Origin of the sequence: Blastopirellula marina DSM 3645 (genome assembly GCF_000153105.1) — a bacterium.
Classification (GTDB): Bacteria; Planctomycetota; Planctomycetia; order Pirellulales; family Pirellulaceae; genus Blastopirellula; species Blastopirellula marina.
Map to the genome: position 1 here is coordinate 1,110,735 of NZ_CH672376.1, position 18,967 is coordinate 1,129,701.

16 protein-coding genes and 1 tRNA gene are annotated in these 18,967 nt (G+C 57.6%); 10 read left to right on the top strand and 7 right to left on the bottom strand.

All coding sequences use genetic code 11. From position 1 onward, the window contains the following. Positions 1-39: 39 nt before the first annotated feature. From DSM3645_RS06255 to DSM3645_RS06270, 4 genes are all read right to left on the bottom strand, one after another. On the bottom strand, positions 40-1,542 hold the full coding sequence (locus tag DSM3645_RS06255; protein ID WP_002651226.1) for a serine/threonine-protein kinase: 1,503 nt from the start codon (positions 1,540-1,542) through the stop codon (positions 40-42). Continuing rightward, positions 1,523-2,197, bottom strand: a complete 675-nt coding sequence (locus DSM3645_RS27795; RefSeq protein WP_081444735.1) for a sigma-70 family RNA polymerase sigma factor — start codon at positions 2,195-2,197, stop codon at positions 1,523-1,525. Before DSM3645_RS27795 ends, DSM3645_RS06255 begins: the two co-directional genes overlap by 20 nt. Before the next feature lie 205 nt (positions 2,198-2,402). Then, entirely contained in the window at positions 2,403-3,572 is a 1,170-nt protein-coding gene (locus DSM3645_RS06265; protein ID WP_002651228.1) for a mechanosensitive ion channel family protein, read from the bottom strand. A gap of 122 nt (positions 3,573-3,694) precedes the next feature. Continuing rightward, positions 3,695-4,156, bottom strand: a complete 462-nt coding sequence (locus DSM3645_RS06270; protein WP_002651229.1) for an RrF2 family transcriptional regulator — start codon at positions 4,154-4,156, stop codon at positions 3,695-3,697. Positions 4,157-4,308: 152 nt separating this feature from the next. Between DSM3645_RS06270 and DSM3645_RS06275 the strand changes: the two genes are divergently transcribed. From DSM3645_RS06275 to DSM3645_RS06320, 9 genes are all read left to right on the top strand, one after another. Continuing rightward, positions 4,309-4,884 carry a protoglobin family protein gene (locus DSM3645_RS06275; RefSeq protein WP_002651230.1) on the top strand — a complete coding sequence of 192 codons (576 nt, stop codon included), beginning with the start codon at positions 4,309-4,311 and terminating at the stop codon, positions 4,882-4,884. A 183-nt stretch (positions 4,885-5,067) separates the two neighbouring features. Beyond that, a complete protein-coding gene (locus DSM3645_RS06280) occupies positions 5,068-9,090 on the top strand; it encodes a PVC-type heme-binding CxxCH protein (RefSeq protein WP_002651231.1) in 4,023 nt (1,340 codons plus the stop codon). A 141-nt stretch (positions 9,091-9,231) separates the two neighbouring features. After that, positions 9,232-9,305, top strand: a tRNA-Arg gene (locus DSM3645_RS06285). A gap of 212 nt (positions 9,306-9,517) precedes the next feature. Further along, entirely contained in the window at positions 9,518-10,423 is a 906-nt protein-coding gene (locus DSM3645_RS06295) for a bestrophin family protein (RefSeq protein ID WP_040351654.1), read from the top strand. 171 nt (positions 10,424-10,594) lie between these two features. After that, complete coding sequence (locus DSM3645_RS06300; RefSeq protein WP_002651234.1) at positions 10,595-11,611, top strand: response regulator; 1,017 nt, start codon at positions 10,595-10,597, stop codon at positions 11,609-11,611. A gap of 346 nt (positions 11,612-11,957) precedes the next feature. Beyond that, positions 11,958-12,914: a DUF1559 domain-containing protein gene (locus tag DSM3645_RS06305; RefSeq protein WP_002651235.1), complete on the top strand. Its 957-nt coding sequence runs from the start codon at positions 11,958-11,960 to the stop codon at positions 12,912-12,914. A gap of 83 nt (positions 12,915-12,997) precedes the next feature. Beyond that, on the top strand, positions 12,998-13,453 hold the full coding sequence (locus tag DSM3645_RS06310; RefSeq protein WP_116344459.1) for a hypothetical protein: 456 nt from the start codon (positions 12,998-13,000) through the stop codon (positions 13,451-13,453). A 360-nt stretch (positions 13,454-13,813) separates the two neighbouring features. Next, positions 13,814-14,770 carry a DUF1559 domain-containing protein gene (locus tag DSM3645_RS06315; RefSeq protein ID WP_002651237.1) on the top strand — a complete coding sequence of 319 codons (957 nt, stop codon included), beginning with the start codon at positions 13,814-13,816 and terminating at the stop codon, positions 14,768-14,770. A gap of 75 nt (positions 14,771-14,845) precedes the next feature. Then, positions 14,846-15,286, top strand: coding sequence for a hypothetical protein (locus tag DSM3645_RS06320; RefSeq protein ID WP_237564767.1), 441 nt, complete (start codon positions 14,846-14,848; stop codon positions 15,284-15,286). Positions 15,287-15,425: 139 nt separating this feature from the next. Here DSM3645_RS06320 and DSM3645_RS06325 read toward each other — a convergent pair whose 3' ends face one another. Genes DSM3645_RS06325 through DSM3645_RS06335 form a run of 3 tightly spaced genes read right to left on the bottom strand, consistent with a single transcriptional unit; the run spans position 15,426 to position 18,026 of the window. Beyond that, on the bottom strand, positions 15,426-15,860 hold the full coding sequence (locus DSM3645_RS06325) for a hypothetical protein (protein WP_002651239.1): 435 nt from the start codon (positions 15,858-15,860) through the stop codon (positions 15,426-15,428). Between the two features lie 46 nt (positions 15,861-15,906). Next, positions 15,907-16,929, bottom strand: coding sequence for a M28 family peptidase (locus DSM3645_RS06330; protein ID WP_237564768.1), 1,023 nt, complete (start codon positions 16,927-16,929; stop codon positions 15,907-15,909). Between the two features lie 59 nt (positions 16,930-16,988). Further along, positions 16,989-18,026 (bottom strand): glycosyltransferase family 9 protein, encoded by a 1,038-nt coding sequence (locus tag DSM3645_RS06335; protein WP_040351656.1) that lies wholly within the window; start codon positions 18,024-18,026, stop codon positions 16,989-16,991. A gap of 157 nt (positions 18,027-18,183) precedes the next feature. Here DSM3645_RS06335 and DSM3645_RS06340 point away from each other — a divergent pair, with 157 nt between their 5' ends. After that, the gene (locus tag DSM3645_RS06340; protein ID WP_002651242.1) at positions 18,184-18,930 is read left to right on the top strand and encodes a class I SAM-dependent methyltransferase; all 747 of its coding nucleotides are present in this window, start codon (positions 18,184-18,186) and stop codon (positions 18,928-18,930) included. Positions 18,931-18,967 lie beyond the last annotated feature (37 nt).

The following is an 18,967-nucleotide window of genomic DNA, read 5'->3' on the forward strand; positions in this document are numbered from 1 at the left end:
TCCCCTGGGACGCCTTTTTTTCGTGCTGCACGCGACTTCTTATCGCCCCCGCATGCGCCGGGACTGTTGCAGATCGGCATAGACCGAGACGCCTAACAGAAAGGTCTGACAAAGCCCAAAGAACAAGATCTGCGTGTGGTTGATCGTGTCAAAGAAAGGGAAATCGCGATAGAGGTCAGAAAAGGTCCGAATCGCGCCGGTTAGCACCAACAGCGGCACGAGTACGGTCACCAGAATGGTCAGCACCAGCGCCACGACCGTCGCCCATTTGCGGCCGTGCAAGCGAAGCCAACAGTAAAAGACAACTTGCAGATTGTATCCCAGCGCGATCATGCACATTTGGACGAAGACGCTCCAGCGATCTGCTCCGGGGAATATCGCGCTCCAGAGCAGAAACATCGAGGAGATCAGCCATATCGCCATCACTAGGTTGACCGGAATCATAAAGAAGCAGATTTGCGCCGGACGTTGCGGCTGGCTCGCCCATCGAGCGAATGTATCGAGCCAGCTAAATCGGCTGGCCGAGATTCGCTCTCCCGCTACAAACGCCGCTAAATCTTCGGCCAACGCCGCAGCTGATGCGTAGCGTTCATTCGGATCTTTCGCCAGACAACGGGCCACGATCACGCGCAGATCGCGGGGAACGTCGGTTCGCTGCAGCGTCGAATCGATCGGCTGTTCACTGAGCAACTCGGTTATAATATCGGAGTAGGTTTCGCCCATCCGCGGCGGTTTGCCTGAGAGCAGCTCCCACAACATCGCCCCCAGTGCGAATACGTCCGCTTTTTCGCCAACAGGGCCCCACTGCGGCAGCAGTTGTTCTGGCGCCATGTAGGTTGGCGTCCCCAAAATCCAACTCGACCGCGAATTCGTCAGCGGCGAATCGGTGAGCTTCGCTAGGCCGAAGTCGGTTAGCCGCGGAGAGAAATCGTCAAGACTTTCCCCTGCGGCCGTCTCGTCTTTGGCCGCCAACATGATGTTGCTCGGTTTGATGTCGCGATGGACGACTCCTTGCGAATGGGCGTAGGCGACCGCGCGGACGATGTCGAGCATAAACCGGGCGACGCTTTGGCAGTCGCGCGACTTGGAAGGATGCTGTTCGATCCACGCGGCCAGATCGGGGCCTGCACAAAACGCGGACGCGATATACGGAGTGGGGCCGGTGAGTTCGGCGGCGTAGATCGGCACGATGCCGGGATGGTCTAGCCGGGCCGCTGTAAGCGCTTCGTCCTCAAAGCGTTGCAGTTTGTCGTAGCAGACCAGTACTTCCGGGCGCGGCACTTTCAGCGCCACATCACGTTGCAGTCGTGGGTCGGTCGCTTGAAAGACGACGCCAAACGCGCCGTGCCCTACAGTACGTTTCACCAGGTAGGGGCCGATCTGCGTTTCGCGGCGCTCCGCCGGCGCAGCGGACGCTGTCTCGATCCCCCACAAGTGATCAAGCCGCTGGATCAATTGTTGATCTTCAGGGCTCAGGTCAGCGAAAGCATCGAGTTGTGCGTCGTCAGGCGAATCGGGCTGATCAAAGGGGACTTCGGCCACCGTTGCACAGCTCCTTTCGCAGTTGAGTGATTGCGTTGGCCCAGCGGTTGCGTACGGTGCGTTCGGAGATGCCAAGTTCTTGGCCGATCGCTTCGTAGGTCATGCCATGGCGATGTCGCATCTCAATCAGTCGACGCTGATCGCTCTGCAGTTGAGAAACTGCCTGAATCAGTTCTAGATCGGTCTCTTCTCGGCGAATCATGCTGCTCGCGGTCGCTTGTTGAGGGTCGACAATTTCGTCACTGGCTCCGCCGCTCAATCGGCGTTCCAGGCGAATGTCGCGGCGTTGAGCGTCTTGGAAATGGCGGCGGTTATCGGCCAGGTTGTGCTTCACCAATCGCCGCAGCCAAGCTTTCAGTTCGGACTCGCTATTGCCGGTGAATCGATCGAAGTCGCGTTGCGCTTCTAGCAGCGATCCCTGAACGATATCGGACGCATCGACTTTGGCGGAGAGTGCGTCGCCCAGTCCACGCTCGGCTACCAACAGCAGGTAAGATCGCATGTGACTCCAAACGCGATTGATCGCCGTCGCGTCACCCGATCGCGCATGATCAAGCAGATGCGCCCAATCGAGATCCTCGTTGGACGAAGGAGAGTAAGTATCCCTCATGTTGTGGCCAATATCCTGGTCATAAGAAGGTGTCTTAGCGGCCATGTCAATGTAATTGCCATGGCTTGGTGCAACAACGCTTTTGGCCCCAATTTTTGCCCGCAGTCGAGAAAATCGCGGAGTAAATCCGAGATTTTCACCCAGGAAATTGGCTAGATGCGATGACGAGAACGGGGATCGCAAGCCTGGTTGGATCGATTTACTTGCTGCCGCCCCAGGGCCTGATCTTCCGCTTCGAGAGACAAGAGCTCTATGGGAAGCGCGTGTTTCGCGACGCGGTTACGCCGGTATTTCCCAAGGTGGCTCCACCGGCCGCGCCGGGGTTGGGATCGGCGGTTGGCGGTAAGGCCATGCTGGGTAAGGTCGGCGTCTCCGACAGCTCCGGCGTGTCGCGCGGCGGTGCGGCGGGGCTGTTGTCGGCGCTGGCCGGCGTTTCGGTTTCGCTGGGCGCCGGCAATGCAGGGGCCGTCGCTTCGGCCGCCGCTGCGGCTGCAGCGGCGACTTTCGCTTCTTCGGCGGCCAACTTCTCGGCTTCGGCCGCTTTCGCGCGTTCCCATTGTTTGTCGAGCATGCGGCGGAGAATCGATTGTTCGACGCGTCCTTTTCGCCGAGCCGGCGCGACGACGCGCACGACTAACTCAAGCTCGCTCGATTTGGGCATGCGAAACGTGATCCGCGGATCAACCGACAGCACGGTCAGCCCTTGTTGTTTGGCCAGCAAGTCAAAGTGCTGCCGCGCCTTGGCGAGCCAAGGTTCGCATTCGATCTTGGCCGCTTCCAGCAGGTCTTGCTCGGTCTGTCGCCAGTCATCTTTTAGGCTGCACGGGATCTTGAAACAGTGGAGCACATATTCCTGCGTGAAGGTCTCGTTGATGACCACCTTGTTGAGGAACATGTTGTTGGGCACCACGATCGCGCGGCCGGTCAACTGTTGCGTCATTTGATCAGGACCAATTTCCATGATCGTCGTCGTCAAAATGTTATGGTCGATGACGTCGCCGCGGATATGCTGAAACTCGATCCGGTCGCCCAGCTTGAACGGGCGCCCGACTGCTTTCATGATCGAGCCCGAGACGCATTGAATCAGTTCTTTGGTTGCGATCACCACGGCGACGGCGAAGGCCAAGATCGAAATGGTGACGTGTTGGATCTGCGACGCCCAGACGATGGTCATGCCGAGCAGAAACAGGAAAAGGAGTCCATTGCGGATTTGGACCAGCCAGCGGCGACGAACGTCGCTAGGTAATTTATCGCTCCGACGGACAGCGCGCACCAAGACGCTGCGCAGGATCAACAGCAGCAAGACGATCACGAGAGTCGCGATGCCGTTATTAATCAGCACAGTGCTCGAAAAGTACTCGCCGAACTGTTCCGCTTGTTGGGCCCAGTCGATTTTTTTCGCAGAAGAGTAAAGGTCCATTTACGATCTCAATCACCAAGTTGGGCGCCGACGCCCTAATGGGGATATTGTAGCTTTTTCGCAAGATAGGTCAGGAGGAATTCAGCTGGCCAAGGGTAACCCGTAGCTCTATTAAAACTGGTTTAATCGGCAGACGGTCCATTTTTGATCGGAGATTTGCCCGGAAATTCACATAAGGGGATACTTTCGGACGGCTCGGCGATCACTTCGGCCAGCGTCGTGCCGCCAAAAGCTTCTTCGACGCCTTTCAATGCGTTGTCCAAACGACGGTGCAAAGGGCATAGTTTGACGCCGTGCGTCGAAAGTCCCAGTGGGCAGGTTCGGATTCGTTGAATCGGATCGACCGCATTGACCACTTCGAGGATCGTAAGCTCATCGGGGCGTTTGATGAGCGACATTCCCCCGCCGATTCCACGCTGCGAACGAACGACGCCGGCTTTTGCTAGCCCTTGCAGCACTTTCGAAAGATAGGCGAGGGGAACCTTGGTCCCGGTCGCAATTTCTTCGGTCGTGCAAGAGTTCGGAGCGATGAACGCCAAGTGACAAACGGCGCGCAGCGCGTATTCGACAGTTTGAGAAAACATAGGGAGTCCGGTCTCTAACGACTTAATTGGATGTTGACATCCAATTAAGCGAAGCCTAGATTGAAAAGTAAATCGGACACTCTCGTCCAGGTAGCCGATGGATCCTAATTCTAGCCAAACTTGCCCAACCGGACAGGTCGAAGGTGGTCGCTATGCAACACATTGATGAATCGCGTCTCGAAGCCGATGTCGCCTATCGCTTTCAATACTTGCAAGAGTTCACCGGTTTTGGACCGGACGATATCGCCGCGATCCATGCGGCGGCGCCGGCGCTGGCTCCGATCGTGCCGGCGCTGGTCGACGCCGTTTACGAGAAGCTGCATCAATACGACGCGACCTGGCGACACTTTATGCCGCGACAGCACGGGTACGACGGGCCGATGCCCGACAATCTGGAAGATTTGGGGATGGATCACGAGCAGATCACGTTTCGCAAGCTCCATTTGAGCCGCTATCTCGAGGCGCTCGTCACGCGCACCTACGACGCCAAGATGCTGCTGTATTTGGATATGGTCGGTAAAATCCACACGCCGGACGCCGGCAACAAGGGAATTGTCGTTCCCTTGGTGCAGATGAATGCGTTGATGACATTTGTCACCGATGCGTTAATCGCGACCATTTGCGGCTTGGGCTTGCCGCGCGAGACCGAACTTGCGACGCTCCGGGCCTTCAACAAGCTACTTTGGATCCAGATGGATTTGATCTCACGACATTACGTCCCGTCGTAATTGCTGCACTCCCATGCAAAGAGATCGGCGGCTATTTGCCGCCGATCTCTTCTATTTCTGTCGCCGCCCACTTTTGGCGGTTTGCTGGGGCCGAGAATCGGATTATTCTTAACAGAATCCTCCACGGCGCTGAGTCTGGTTTCACCAGCGTCCGATTCCCTTCCGCTAACCACCTGCCGACTTATGCTGCGAATCGCCCTCTTTGGTTTGTTGATTTTGTTTCCCGCCACGGTGCGGGTCGCGGTCGCCCAGTCCGAGAAACAGCCAGCGACGTTGCCGCTGGTCATCTCCGCGGACTTTGAGAACGGCGCCGCCGCGTGGAGCCCGACCGATCCGGCGAGCTGGTCGGTGGTGAAGTTAGAAGACGGTAGCCATGCGTTCAAGCTAAGCGGCGTCGGCAAATACAAGCCGCCGCACCGCAGCCCGTTTTCGTTAGCGATCTTGAAAGACAAGCTGCTGGGCGATTTCGTTCTGACCGCCAAAGCGAAAACGCTGCAGACGTCGCGGGGGCACCGCGACATGGTGATCGCATGGGGGATGCAAGACCCGGCGAACTTCTACTATGTCCACTTGGGCGAGAAGACCGACGATCACTCGAATCAGATCTTTGTGGTCGACGACGCTCCCCGCATTAAAATCAGTGACCAAACCAATGCCGGCACGCCGTGGAAGGACGACACCTGGCACCAAGTGAAAGTGGTCCGCAAGATCGACAGCGGCCTGATCGAAGTTTACTTCGACGACATGAAAAAGCCGCAGATGGTCGCCCATGACAAACGCTTCGTGTGGGGAGAGATCGCGATCGGTTCATTTGACGACATGGGATTGTGGGACGACGTTAAAATTAACGGAGTCGCCATCAAGCCATCTTCGCTGTCCCATAACGACTCGTCGGCGGCGCAGCCTCCGGTGGAATCGAAAACTAAGAGCGCGAAGGAAGCCGATAAAGCTCCCGCCAAAGCCAACGACAAGTCGACCAAGAAAATGTCGCACGCCGATCCCAGTACGTTGGAGTTCTTTCGTTGGAGCGGCGATGTCAACGTGCCCGACCCGGTGGCGATCAGCCTGGACAATCAAGGCCGTGCGTATGTCACGCAGACGAAGCGGCGAAAGTCGCAGGATCTCGACATTCGAGCCAACAAAGATTGGATACCGGACGATGTTGGTTTTGAGTGGCCTGCCGACAAGCAGGCCTTTTTTCATGCGCAAATGCCAAGCGGCGGACCCGATCCGAAGAAGAAGCGCGTCGACGACCTGAACCGGGATGGCGTCAAAGATTGGCATGATCTGACCATGTTGTCCGAACAGATTCACCGGCTCGAAGATGTCGACGGCGATGGAACTGCCGACAAGATCGAAACCTACGCCGATGGATTTCAAACCGAAATCACCGGAATCGCCGCCGGCGTGTTATGGCATGACGGCGATGTCTTCGCCACCATCGCGCCGGATGTCTGGCGATTGCGCGACACCAATGGAGACGGCCAAGCGGACCATCGCGAAATCATGGCGACCGGCTTCGGTTTTCACATCGCCTACGCCGGGCATGACATGCATGGTTTGACGGTGGGGCCAGACGGAAAAATCTATTGGTCGGTGGGAGATAAGGGGATCCACGTCGTCTCGCAGGAAGGACGCGAATTTCGCTATCCGAACCAAGGGGGCGTCATGCGGTGCAATCCTGACGGCAGCGACTTCGAAGTCTTCGCGCACGGTTTGCGAAACGTGCAAGAGTTGGCGTTTGATACATATGGCAATTTGTTCGGCGTCGACAATGACTCGGATCAAAAGGGAGAGAAGGAGCGGTTCGTATACATCGCGAAAGGAATCGACGCCGGTTGGCGCTGCAACTATCAATATCGCGGCGACGGCTATAACCCTTGGATGGCCGAAGAGTTGTGGCAGACGCGGCGTGCAGCGCAACCAGCCTATCTAACGCCGCCGTTGGCCTACTCGCTAGATGGACCAGCCGGCTTTACGTTTAACCCCGGCACGGCGCTCAGTCCTGAGTACAAAGACTATTTCTTTTTGACAGGCGCGCCCGGCGGCGTGCAGGTCGCGTTTCAAGCCGAGACGGACGGCGCTTCGTTCACGATGACCAACCAGCACAAGATCGGCAACGGCGTTCCGCTGGTCGGCATTAATTTTGGGCCGGACGGCGGCTTGTACGGAGTCGACTGGGGCGGGGGCTATCCGCTGAACGAAAAAGGCGCCGTTTGGAAGATCGACGTTCCGGCCGCCGCCAAGTCGCCAGCTCGTACCGAGGTCCGCGAACTGTTGGCCGCCGGTTTCGCCCAGCGTGATACGGCCGAACTGACCAAGTTGCTGGCGCACGTCGATCAGCGCATTCGGTTGGAATCGCAGTTTCAATTGGTCAAGCAGGGCGACCTCGCCGCGCTGCAAGCGGTCGCGAAGACCAACAAGTCCCAACTTGCTCGCATCCATGCGATCTGGGGCCTGGGGCAGCTCGGGCGACAGGGAAACTCAGCCGCTGTCAAAACGCTGGGCGAATTAGTCGCCGACGGCGATGCCGAGATTCGCGCCCAGACGCTGCGGACCATTTCGGATCTGCCCCGCTATCCCCAGTCGTCGCTGACCAAAGGGCTGGAGGATGAGAGCCCGCGGGTTCGCTTCTTCGCCGCTCAGGCGCTCGCGGCTCATCCCGCGTGCGGCAACTTAGCGGGGATCGCGTCGCTGCTGGCGAAGAACAACGGGGCAGACCTCTACCTGCGACATGCCGGCGCGATGGCCTTGGCCGCGCGAGGTGACGTCGCAACATTGGCCCAGCATCCGCAGGCGGAAGTTCGCTTGGCGGCGGTCGTGGCGCTGCGGCAACAAGCCAATCCAGATGTCGCCCAGTTTTTGCAAGACGCCGATCCGCGCATCGTTCGCGAAGCGGTCACGGCGATTCATGATGACTTTTCAATTCCCGCCGCAATGCCGGCGATGGCGGAACTGCTGACGCATGACCTGGATGCCAGCGATGCGGTGATGATCCGCGTGATTAACGCCAACTATCGATTGGGAGACGCAGTCAGCGCCGGGCGGCTGATCGCCTTTGCCGAAAACGTCGAGTCGCCGCTGGCGATGCGTCTGGAAGCGATCGACGCGTTGGCTCATTGGCGCGGCGAACCCCGCTTGGATCGCGTGGATGGTCGCAATCGAGAGAAATATCGAATCTCCTCAGACCGGACATTGCCGACCGACCGACTCGCTTCGTTGATTGCCGCTCTGCTGGAAGATCCGAGTCAAAAGATTCGCGCCGCCACCCTAGCGATGGCCGACAAGCTGAATCTTACGCTCTCGCCAGAAGGGTTGCAGCTGATTGCCTTGGATCAACAGTTGGACACCGAACTGCGTGTGGAAGCGATGAGGTCGTTGACGACCGCCAAGTCTGATCTCATCCTCGAAACGTTGCCGAAGTTATGGCGAGCAAAATCGGCGGAGCTCCGTTTGGCGACGCTGCGACAGATGGAGATGCCGAAATTTCATGACGCCGCGGTGGTTCGGATCGGTCAGTTGCTTTCTCGCGACGACGCGTCACTTGGCGAACGCCAAGTCGCGATTGATCTGCTGGGTAGAATCCCAGGAGCAGAAGCCGACGCGCTGCTGGTCGCTGAGTTAGAAAAGCATCTTGCGCAGCAGATGCCCGAGGTGCAGTTAGAACTAGAGATCGCGGCCGCGGCCAAAGCGTCGACCTCGCCGCAGATTGCCAAGCTGGCCGCTCGCCTGCAATCGGACGCCGCTGACACCGCGGTAATCGCCCCCTATCGGTCGAGCCTTTTCGGCGGCGACGCCAAGCTGGGAGAGAAGATCTTTATGACCCACTTAGATGCCGCCTGCATTCGCTGTCATCGGATCGGCAAAGAAGGGAGCGATGTGGGGCCGGCGTTGGATGGAGTCGCCAAACGGCGAGACGCCGAGTATCTGCTGCGATCGATCGTAGCGCCCAGCGCCGAGATCGAGCCAAAATATCGCGCGACGACGGTGTTGCTGGTCAGCGGCAAGACGGTGCAGGGGATCGTCACCTCCGAAGATGACGACGAGCTGGTCTTGCGCGACGCCCAAGGAAAAGAAGTCGTGATTCCGCAAGACGACGTCGACGACTTGGCCGAGCAGCGAATCTCGCTGATGCCGGAGATGACCAAGGTCCTGTCGCGCCGCCAGCTACGCGACGTCGCCGCCTATTTACAGTCGCTCAAATAAGCCAATGCAGTACTTTTTCGAGAAAAATCGGCCGCCTAGTGCGATCCCCGGCGGCCTCGACTGCGTCTGAAGGCTGTCTGCCGTGATCATCTATGGCCGCCGGCCGATTTTGCTAGAATTGAGCCGTTGTTCGCTTCTTTTGTCCCCGTAGCTCAACTGGATAGAGCACCCGCCTTCTAAGCGGGATGTTGCAGGTTCGATCCCTGCCGGGGATGCTTTTGCTTTTCAACCCAGGCCGTCCTTCCCCAGCGATGGTCGGCCTTTTCTGGGGTCCAACGAGCGGCGTTGACTTGACCGCCGGCGTTCGCTTTTCCGCCCTGTCGGCAATCGATCTTGGTAGGATCGGCTCTGCCGCCGAGAATGGGGGCCATGCCGCGATGCCTTCGATTGTCGTTTGATTCGTCTTCTCCCTTCAGGAGTCACCCGCGTGAGAGATCCTAATCGAATGAACTTTTGGCACGAAGCGTTTTCGCTGCGTGGATCGGTAACGCCGCGGATCTTTCGCGACGTGCTGCTCTTCGGTCTCATTGCAACTTTGATTGTCAGCGTCGTGGTGATTTTTGATCGCAGGTGGGCGGTTTGGATTGATCTGGAAGAAACTCCGTTTGAAATCGCCGGCGCCGCGCTCAGCGTACTGCTGGTCTTGCGAACTAACGCCGGCTATGAGCGTTGGTGGGAAGCTCGCAAACTGTGGGGCGGAATTGTGAATCAAGCGCGCAACCTGGTGATCAGCGGTTTGGCTTATGGTCCGCGCGATCCGCACTGGCGATCAGAGCTGATCCATTGGGCCGCCGCCTATCCGCATGTGGTGCGACATAGTTTGCGCGGCCAATCGCCGGCGACCGAAGTGGTCAATTTGGTGGGCCAGGACAACGCCGCAAAGATCGCCGCCGCGCCGCACATGCCAAGCTATGTCGCGCTGCAATTAGCGGAACTGCTGCAGCAAGGCGCCAAAGCAGGTGATCTGGATCACTTCGCCTTTTTGCAAATCGACAAAGAGCGCGCCCTGTTGATCGATCATGTCGGCGGTTGCGAGAGAATTTTGAAAACTCCGCTGCCGCTCGTTTATTCGATCAAAATTCGGCGGTACCTGGCCATGTTTTTGCTGACGCTGCCGCTGGTGTTGCTGCATAACCTCCAGATCATTTGGCTCACGCCGCTGATGACGATGCTGGTCGCCTATCCGCTGTTGTCGGTCGATCAGATCGGGATTGAATTGCAAAACCCGTTTCTGACGGGGAATCTGGGGCATTTGCCGTTGAGTGAAATCTCGGCAACGATCGAACGGAATTTACTGGGTCTGCTGAAAGCGGATCGTCAGAATCGAACGTAAAACGCGGAAGCGTTGCGGAGACATGCGCGATAAGATCCGTTTCCAGGGGTTTCTTCGCGCGAACTTAACTCGATGCAAATAGAGAGTCGCGGCGTCACGATTTACGCTTAGCGATTGTCGCTTGCCGCACGTCGGCTGAAGTCTCTAAATCTGTCGGGAATCGCCGGTCCAATGTCTTCGCCAGAGCAGGATGTTCGATCTGAAAAGTCGCCAGGGCCCGGCGGACTCTACGTCACCGGCTATCGCGACATACGGATTTTGGTGGTCGATGATAACCCTGTCGATCGAACTCTGGTGGAAGGTCTGCTCTCGCAAAATAATCGCGGCAATCTAGAAGTGACCACCGCCGTCTCCGGCGAAGAAGCGCTGCGGAAGATGGTCGAGCGGCAACCGGACGTCGTGCTGACCGACTTGAAAATGCCGGAGATGGATGGGCTAGAGTTGGTGGAGCGGATTCGAGACCAGTTCCCGCTGGTTCCGGCGATCCTGATGACTGCTTTTGGCAGCGAAGAGTTAGCGATTGCGGCTCTGCAGCGCGGCGCGGCTAGTTACGTGCCGAAGCGAAATCTCGCCGGTTCGCTGCTGGAAACGTTAGGCAAGGTCCTGGCGGCGGCGCACCATGATCGGCAGCAAGCTCGGCTGGGCCAATGTTGGAGTCAGACCGAATTTCAGTTTGTGTTAGAAAATGACGCTCAACTGATCGGCGCCGTGACGGCGCATGTGCAGCACTATCTCAAGCAGTTTCGTCATCTGGACGATGGCGAACTGTTACGCGTCGGCATCGCGCTTGACGAAGCGATTCGCAATGCGATGCATCATGGCAATCTTGAACTCAGCTCAGCGCTCAAAGAGACCGGAGGGGATCGCTACTTTGAAGAAGCGACCCGCCGCCGCTTGATCGCGCCTTATCAGACGCGACGCGTCTATTTTACGGCGCGGGAGTTGGGGGATGAATCGCACTATATTGTGCGTGACGAAGGGCCCGGCTTCGACGTCTCGCGTATCCACTATGACCCGGAAGATGTCGAGCAATTAACGCGTCCCAGCGGCCGTGGGCTCTTCTTGATTCGGACCTTCATGGACGAGGTCCGCTTCAATGAGCACGGCAACGAAATCACGATGATTTTCCGCCGCTCCGGGGGGGCGCTCCACGCGCGGATCGATGAAAGTCGGCTCAGCGGAGACTAGCGCCGCCCCCAAAATCCCCCTGCGGACGCTGTTTTACCGTTCGGGTTACCGCGAATTTCTTCCGCCAGCACGCTGGGGCGTTCGAGCAACCAAAGATTGATGCAGAGTTGCTTATCCCTCCCTGTAAGGGAAAAAGCAGGCAAAACTACCGCAAGTGGCGGGTCGCCTCATGGCCATACCAAGCAAAAAAACGCATTGGAAACCATAGCGTGTGCATGACGCTCCTAAAACGCTTGTAAAGGAACTCAATTGCCAGTAACTCAGATCTCATTGATGAAGTGTCGGGCCATTATAGAATCTAGGGGTTCCTGGGCTTTTTTGTTTTTCTCATCGAAGGCAGTTCATCATGCTACTCCGAAAATCTCCAGCGGGTTTTACGCTCGTCGAATTGTTGGTTGTCATCGCCATTATCGGCGTCTTAATTGCGCTTCTTCTTCCGGCGGTTCAACAGGCGCGAGAAGCGGCTCGTCGTACGCAATGCATCAGCAATATCAAAAATGTTGCGTTGGCGATTCACAACTATCACGACACCTATCGCAACCTTCCTTATCTTGGTTTTGCGACCAGCGATACGCATCCCGATGGGGACACGGTTTCGTGGTACGGCCGCGTGCTGCCGTTTCTCGAGCAGAACGCTTTGTACGAAACGATGAACTTCAACGGTCGCACCAACGACGGAAACAACAAACTGTATCGCAGCACTTCGTTGTCCGTGATGTCTTGCCCGTCAGAAAACATGACGGTCGGCGAACGGAACGGGGATGGCACCATCGGCAACTATTCGCACCAACGATCGAGCTACGCCGTGTGCGTTGGTAACACGAACTACGCCCAAGACAACGCCAACAACTGGGACGGACTCTGGACGTATAACAACGGCGGCGCCGCGTTTCAAATGAACCGCGTCCACAATCTTTCGGCGGTGACCGACGGAACTAGCAACACGGTCATGCTGGGCGAAGTGCCGACCAATCAGAACGAATCGGGTTGGCAAGGCGGATATGGCGCCGTCATCTTCTCGAACAACGGCGGTTTTACCGGATATCTGACCCCCAACACGCGGTCCTCGGTCGACGGCGGCCGACAGTGTTGGAATCCGAACGACTTTCCGGCGCACAAGATTCCGTGCCACAAGTCGGGCGGCGGATGGCAAAGCGCGACCTACGCAGCGTTCAGCATGCATCCGGGCGGCGTCAGCGTCGGCAACTTTGACGGCTCGGTTTCGTTTGTCCCCGAAACGATCGACATCTGGTCGTGGCGCGGCATGACTTCAACGCAAGGCGGCGAAGTCCTCGCGAACTAACGCACAGCGGCAGAAGTTGCGGCGAGCTGCGCAAGTGCTCGTCGCTCGCCTCTCTTTTAACAATCCTGGCGGAGTAAATGACGATGATGACGAATAACTTGGGCAGCGCCTGGGCGGGGATCGGCATCGCCGCCGTTTGCGTCGCCGTGATCGGCTGTGGAAGAAGTGATGGAATGGTTACCGTGACCGGCACGGTCACCTACAACGGAGTCCCGGTCGAAAACGGATCGATTTCGTTTACGCCGGTGGATGGCAAAAGCGCGGCAGGCGGGGGGACGATTGAGGAGGGAAAGATCGTCCGCGGGCAGTCCTCTCAAGGGATGATCGCCGTGCAGATCTACGCGACCAAAGAAGTCGTCAAGAAGAATCCCACGGCGGAAGAAATTGAACGCAATATCCTGTCGGATCACGTTCCCTATCTCCCTGCTCCCTACAACCAGCAGTCGAAATTGCGGCTTACGATTTCTGATACAGAGCGCCACTTTGACTTCGATCTGAACGACAAGGGAGAGATCCCTGTCGGAATGACCGGTAATTAGAGAAAGCACCGATTCAGGAACGGCGCATTAACAAAGGTCGTGCCCGCTGGGGACGGCCTTTGGCGCTTTCTTGGCGGCGAAACTTCTAAAAACATTTCCCACCCGACCAACTCTCGGTCGAATTCGCCTCCCAAATTATGTAGATTCCCGGCGCTCTTTCTGTGAGCGACAAAGTGGGGGCTAGGGGCTTAGCTGCCTCGATATGGGGCGTAAGCTCAATCATTCCGCCGCTATTCGATCGCTTGGGTGGGCCGATCCGGAAAGAAACTCAGAGGTCGTGAAAGAGATCTCATTGTGGCGCGGTGCGGCAATATCTAATATTCGGTTTTCCGCATCTTTTTCTCTTCATAGGTGTCTTCCATGCTGCGTCTCCCATTCCGTAAGGCCTTCACGCTGGTGGAACTGTTGGTCGTGATCGCGATCATCGGCGTTTTAATTGCGCTGCTGCTGCCGGCGGTTCAGCAAGCGCGCGAAGCGGCGCGGCGGACGCAATGCGTCAGCAATCAAAAGAACATCGCGTTGGCGCTGCACAACTATCACGACACCTATCAGAAGTTGCCGTACTTTGGGTTTGGGCCGAAGCTCTTTCCCGGTGAACCCGGCAATAAACTCGATACGATTTCTTGGGTAGGGCGCGTGCTGCCGTTTATTGAGCAACAAGCTCTGTACGACACGCTGGATTGGACGGTTCGTGTTAACGATGGCAACAATTTGGCTTACCGTACCACTTCGCTTTCGGTCATGTCTTGTCCGTCCGAAGAAATGGTTTTAGGACAAGCGGATAGCAATCCGCGTTGGTGTCATCAACGCGCCAGCTACGCGGTCTGCGTCGGCAACACCAACTATCGGCAGGATGACGCGAACAACTGGGACGGCACTTGGACCTATTCGAACGGCGGATCGGCATTTCGCGTCGATGAGATTTATGGTCTGGCCGCCGTGACCGATGGGACCAGCAGTAGCGTGATGACATCGGAAGTTCCGATCAATCAAAATTCGGCCGGCTACCACGGAACTTATGGCGTAACGATCTTTACCTCAGGCGCAGGATTTACCGGATATCTCTCTCCCAATACTTCGGCGGTCGTGGATGGCGGTCGCTATTGCTGGCAGACCAACGATTTCAAGAAGAAGATTCCATGCAAATACGTCATCGATCGTTGGTACGCCGCGACTTTTGCAGCGATGAGCATGCATCCCGGCGGCGTCAATGCGACCAACTTTGACGGCTCCGTTCAATTTGTCGCACAGAATATCGATATCGACACTTGGCGCGGCATGACTTCGACGCAAGGGGCGGAAGTGATTGCTCCCTAGCTGCGCTGGATCGAATTGGAATGTCTCAGCGATTCAAAAAATCCTTGGTAATGCAGGTTGAAAATGAATGGGATGATGTTGTCGCGTCGGAGCTCTTGGGGACCGATCGTGCTGCTGGTGATCGGTTTACTAGGTTGTGGTCGCACGGATGGCCTGATTTCGGTGACCGGCGTCGTCACGTTTAACGGAGAACCGGTCGAAGATGGAGCGATATCGCTGATGCCGATTGATGGTAAAGGAGTCACCGCAGGCGGCGTGATCTCCTCTGGGCGTTTCCATATCGCCGCGTCGCCGGGCAAGGCCTCGGTTTTGATCTATGGCAATAAAAAAGAGCTCAAACCAAATCCGACGCAGCAAGATATCGAATGGGGGATGACCCACAACAGCCGGCAATTTCTGCCGGCCGAATACAACGATCAATCGAAGCTGCGAATTGACGTCTCCGAGACGCAGCGCCACTTTGATTTTGATCTGAACGACCAGGGAGAGATCCCTGCCGGGATGACCGGAGAATAGCGTCTGCGAAAAAGGGGGCAGGTCCAATACGGTTCGACGCCAAAGTTGCTGGGCGCAATGGCGCCCGCAAATCGGAAAAACGGCGTGAACGCGGACTCTTAACCTGTCGCAAATCTCGGACCTGAGCCCCTTGTTCGTTTCACTCGTGCGGTTCTTCCGTCGCCGAGTCTTGGGCTGGATTTTGCGGCGCCGCAGAACGCTTACCGAATTGTTGCTCCAGCGCTCGGCGCCGCGCGATTTGCTGATCTCTTTCGACCAGGATCAGGTTGCGCGTCGCCATCATGTCGACCATCGCCAATACGACCATCCACAGGATCAACAGCATCACGCAGCCCCAGAAGATGATGAAGAAGATCGAGCGGGGGATGAAATGTCCGATCATGATCGCCGCCGCCAGAGCGGCCAGAATATAGCAGACCGCCATGCGGCGCTGAAACTGTAGGCGGAGATAGTTACGGCGATAGGCGGGGATCGAAGCGTCAGCCGAAGCGCGACGCCAGGTCGCATGGTGCGTCGCATGCATCAAGATGGCGACGCACAAGATCAACGCCGAGAGGATGGCTGAAGCGAGCATGGAAGACCAGCATTCTTGAAAAAAGGGGAGATGCGCGGCGGCGTCCTTACCGCGACGGCTCCAGTTCGTTGAGCCAGGTCAAGATCGTCTTGCCCACCTTGGCGAGCGACAAAGCCGAACAGTTCGCCGGCACATCCTTTTCGGTGTGCCAGTACTTGGGACCGTAGCCTGGATTGGGATAGTCAAAATCAATGATGTCGCAAGTCGGGATCTTGGCGATATCGTTCAACACTAGGTGATCGTCACGAACTTCGTGTCGCGGCCGCGCGATGAATTCGCGGATCCCCAGTTTGCGCGCGGTGCTCCAAATATCTCGCACCAGCGGGCGAACGTCGGGATATCGCAAGCTGTTCTTCTCTTCAAAGATCTGCAAGTCCTTGTCGCCGACCATGTCGAGCAGCACCCCGTACCGGTAGCGATGGGCCGGAGGATTTTGGGCGTAGTCGCGAGCGAAATACTCGGAACCTAAAAAGTAAGGATCACGGCGATTGTCGAAGACCAATTCTTCGCCATCAAAAAAGACGATATCGACTCCGACGTGCGACTTAAGGTCGCCCAGATGACGCGCCAGTTCGCACAGGACGGCGACGCCGCTCGCCCCATCGTTGGCGCCGACAAACGTGCCTTGCGGGTTGAGGGGATCTTGGTCCGGAAAGGGACGCGTATCGTAATGCGCACAGAGCAAAATGCGCTCGGGCCGATCTGGATAAAACTGGGCGATCAAGTTGGCCATCGGCACGCGAGAACCATCTTCCGGATGGCGGACGTCAAACTCTTGTAGCGACACTTTGCCGCCGGCCGCTTCGAGGATCTTGGTGAGATATTGCTGCTGCCGAGCCATACCGGGCGAACCGCTGACCCGCGGCCCGATCGCGCACATTCCTTCGAGATACCCCATCGCTAGGGAGCCGTCGAATGGCGCGTAATCTTCCAGCTTTTCGACGGCCACGGTCAGCGCCGCAGGTCGCTGCGCGTTTTGATATTGGGAGACGACCATAAATCCCACGACCGCGATCGCGACGGCGATCATCGCCGCGAGAAAGAGGGTTGCCCCGTCAAATTTGCGCATTATCTTTTCCATCGCATTCCGCTCAGCGAGAAGTAAGATCGATTATACGGCGCCAATCGCTAGGCGGCTTCCCGGCTTTGCGGCTGAAAGAGAGAATCGATCGCGTCGAGCACCATTGAGGTCGAAATCGCACGCATCGCTTCGTTTCCGGCCCGAGCGCGCTGGCGGGAGGTGAGCGGCTGGTAATAGGCTTGCACGACCTGCTGATGCGGTCCCAAAGGGCGACATAGCTCGGTCGGCGTGACGCCAAACAGGGCGATACAGGGGGTCTCGACCGCCGCGGCCAAGTGCAGCGGGCCGGTGTCGCAACCGACAAACAGATTGGCCCCCCGGTACAGTTCTTTCAATTGCGGCAGCGACAGCTTGGGCGCCGCGATCGCGGCGCCACGCGACATTTGGGCGATCTCTTCGGCCCAGTCCGCTTCCTGTTCGTTGCCCCAAGTGACCACTGACGGCAATTGATACTGCGATTGGAGATGTCGGGCCACTTCGGCGAAGCGCTGCGGCATCCAGGTCTTACTGAACCAACCGGCGCCGGGGTTCAGCACGGCAAAGTTGCGCGTGCGGTCAAGGTCGCGGCGGATCGCGGCGACGTCGGCTCGCGCCGGTTCGTCAATCGGCAGGCGAAACTCAATCGCCGGCGAATAGATATCGACCGCCGTCGCGAGTTCCAGATAGCGATGCACGACATGCGGATGCCGCGGCGTGACCAGTTCGGTCGCCAGGTTGGGCGCTAGTTCTCGCGCTTGACCTCGAGCGAAAGTGATTCGCCTCTTGGCTCCGCTTAGCCAGGCGGCGGCGGCGCTTTTGGTTAGTCCTTGCACGTCGAAGGTGAGATCGAATTTCGCCGCTTGCAGCTGACGGCGGAGCGAGACGATTTCGCTCGGACGCTTCAGCCACCCTTTTTTTACGGTCAGCAATTGGTCGAGACAGGGGTGCCCCGCTAAAATTTGAGCGGCGACCGGTTCGGCGAGCCAAGTGATGTGAGCTTGTGGATACTTTTCTCGCAAGGCGCACAAGAGCGGGAGCGTTAGGATCGCGTCTCCCAACGCACTGAGCCGTACGATCAGTATCCGCGGCGAATCGGTAGATGACATGGCCGCTCTCCTTCCCTGAAAGTCGAACGCGTCACCCGCGTGATGCTTCCCGTGCAACGCGACTCGTCCGATTGAGTTCCCGCATCTTAAATCGACGCCCCCTTGCGAGGCAAGGTGAACCGCAGCTTTGCTCCTTTCCATCCCTAGGTGTTATCGCATGTCTTCGCTCGGTGATTTCTCGCATCAAGCCGCCGCTTACGGCACGTCGCGCCCCAGTTATCCGGCCGAATTTATTTCGCTGCTAGCGGAAAATGCAGGCGTCGCGGCCGGCGATCCGGTCGTCGATTTGGGTGCAGGAACCGGAATCTCTTCCCACATTTTGGCCAACGCCGGCTTTCGCGTTACCGCGGTCGAGCCGAACGAAGCGATGCGCAGTCAGGCCAACGTCGCCGGCGTTACCTGGGTCGACGGCACGTTTGACGCGACCGGCTTGCCCGATCAATCGCAGCGTTGGGCGATCGCGGCGCAAGCGTTTCATTGGGCCCAGCCGCAGAGCGCACTACCAGAGATTCGCCGCATTCTGCAGCCGCAGCGAAAACTGACCCTGCTCTGGAACAACCGCGTTGCGGCGACCGGAACCACCGTAGGTTGGACGGAACATGCGATCCGCCGTCATGTGCCGGAATTCAGCGAGGCCTACCGCAACCGCGACTGGGATCAAACGCTCGAGTCGACTGGTGATTTTCAGTTCGTCGGTCGCAGCGAGACGAAGCATGCGGTGCTGATGTCGCCCCAGCGCTACCTGCAGCTGTGGCGCAGTCACAACCGGTTGAGTCACATCGCCGGGCCAGAGCGGCTAGAAACGCTTTTGACGGAACTGGCCGAGTATCTAAAACGAGAAGAAGTGCCGCAGATCGAAGTGGTTTATAAGTGCGAAGCTTGGACGGCCGAGCGTGTGGGGTAGTGCAGTAATCATCGGGCCAAGGCCTGGCCGACAAATA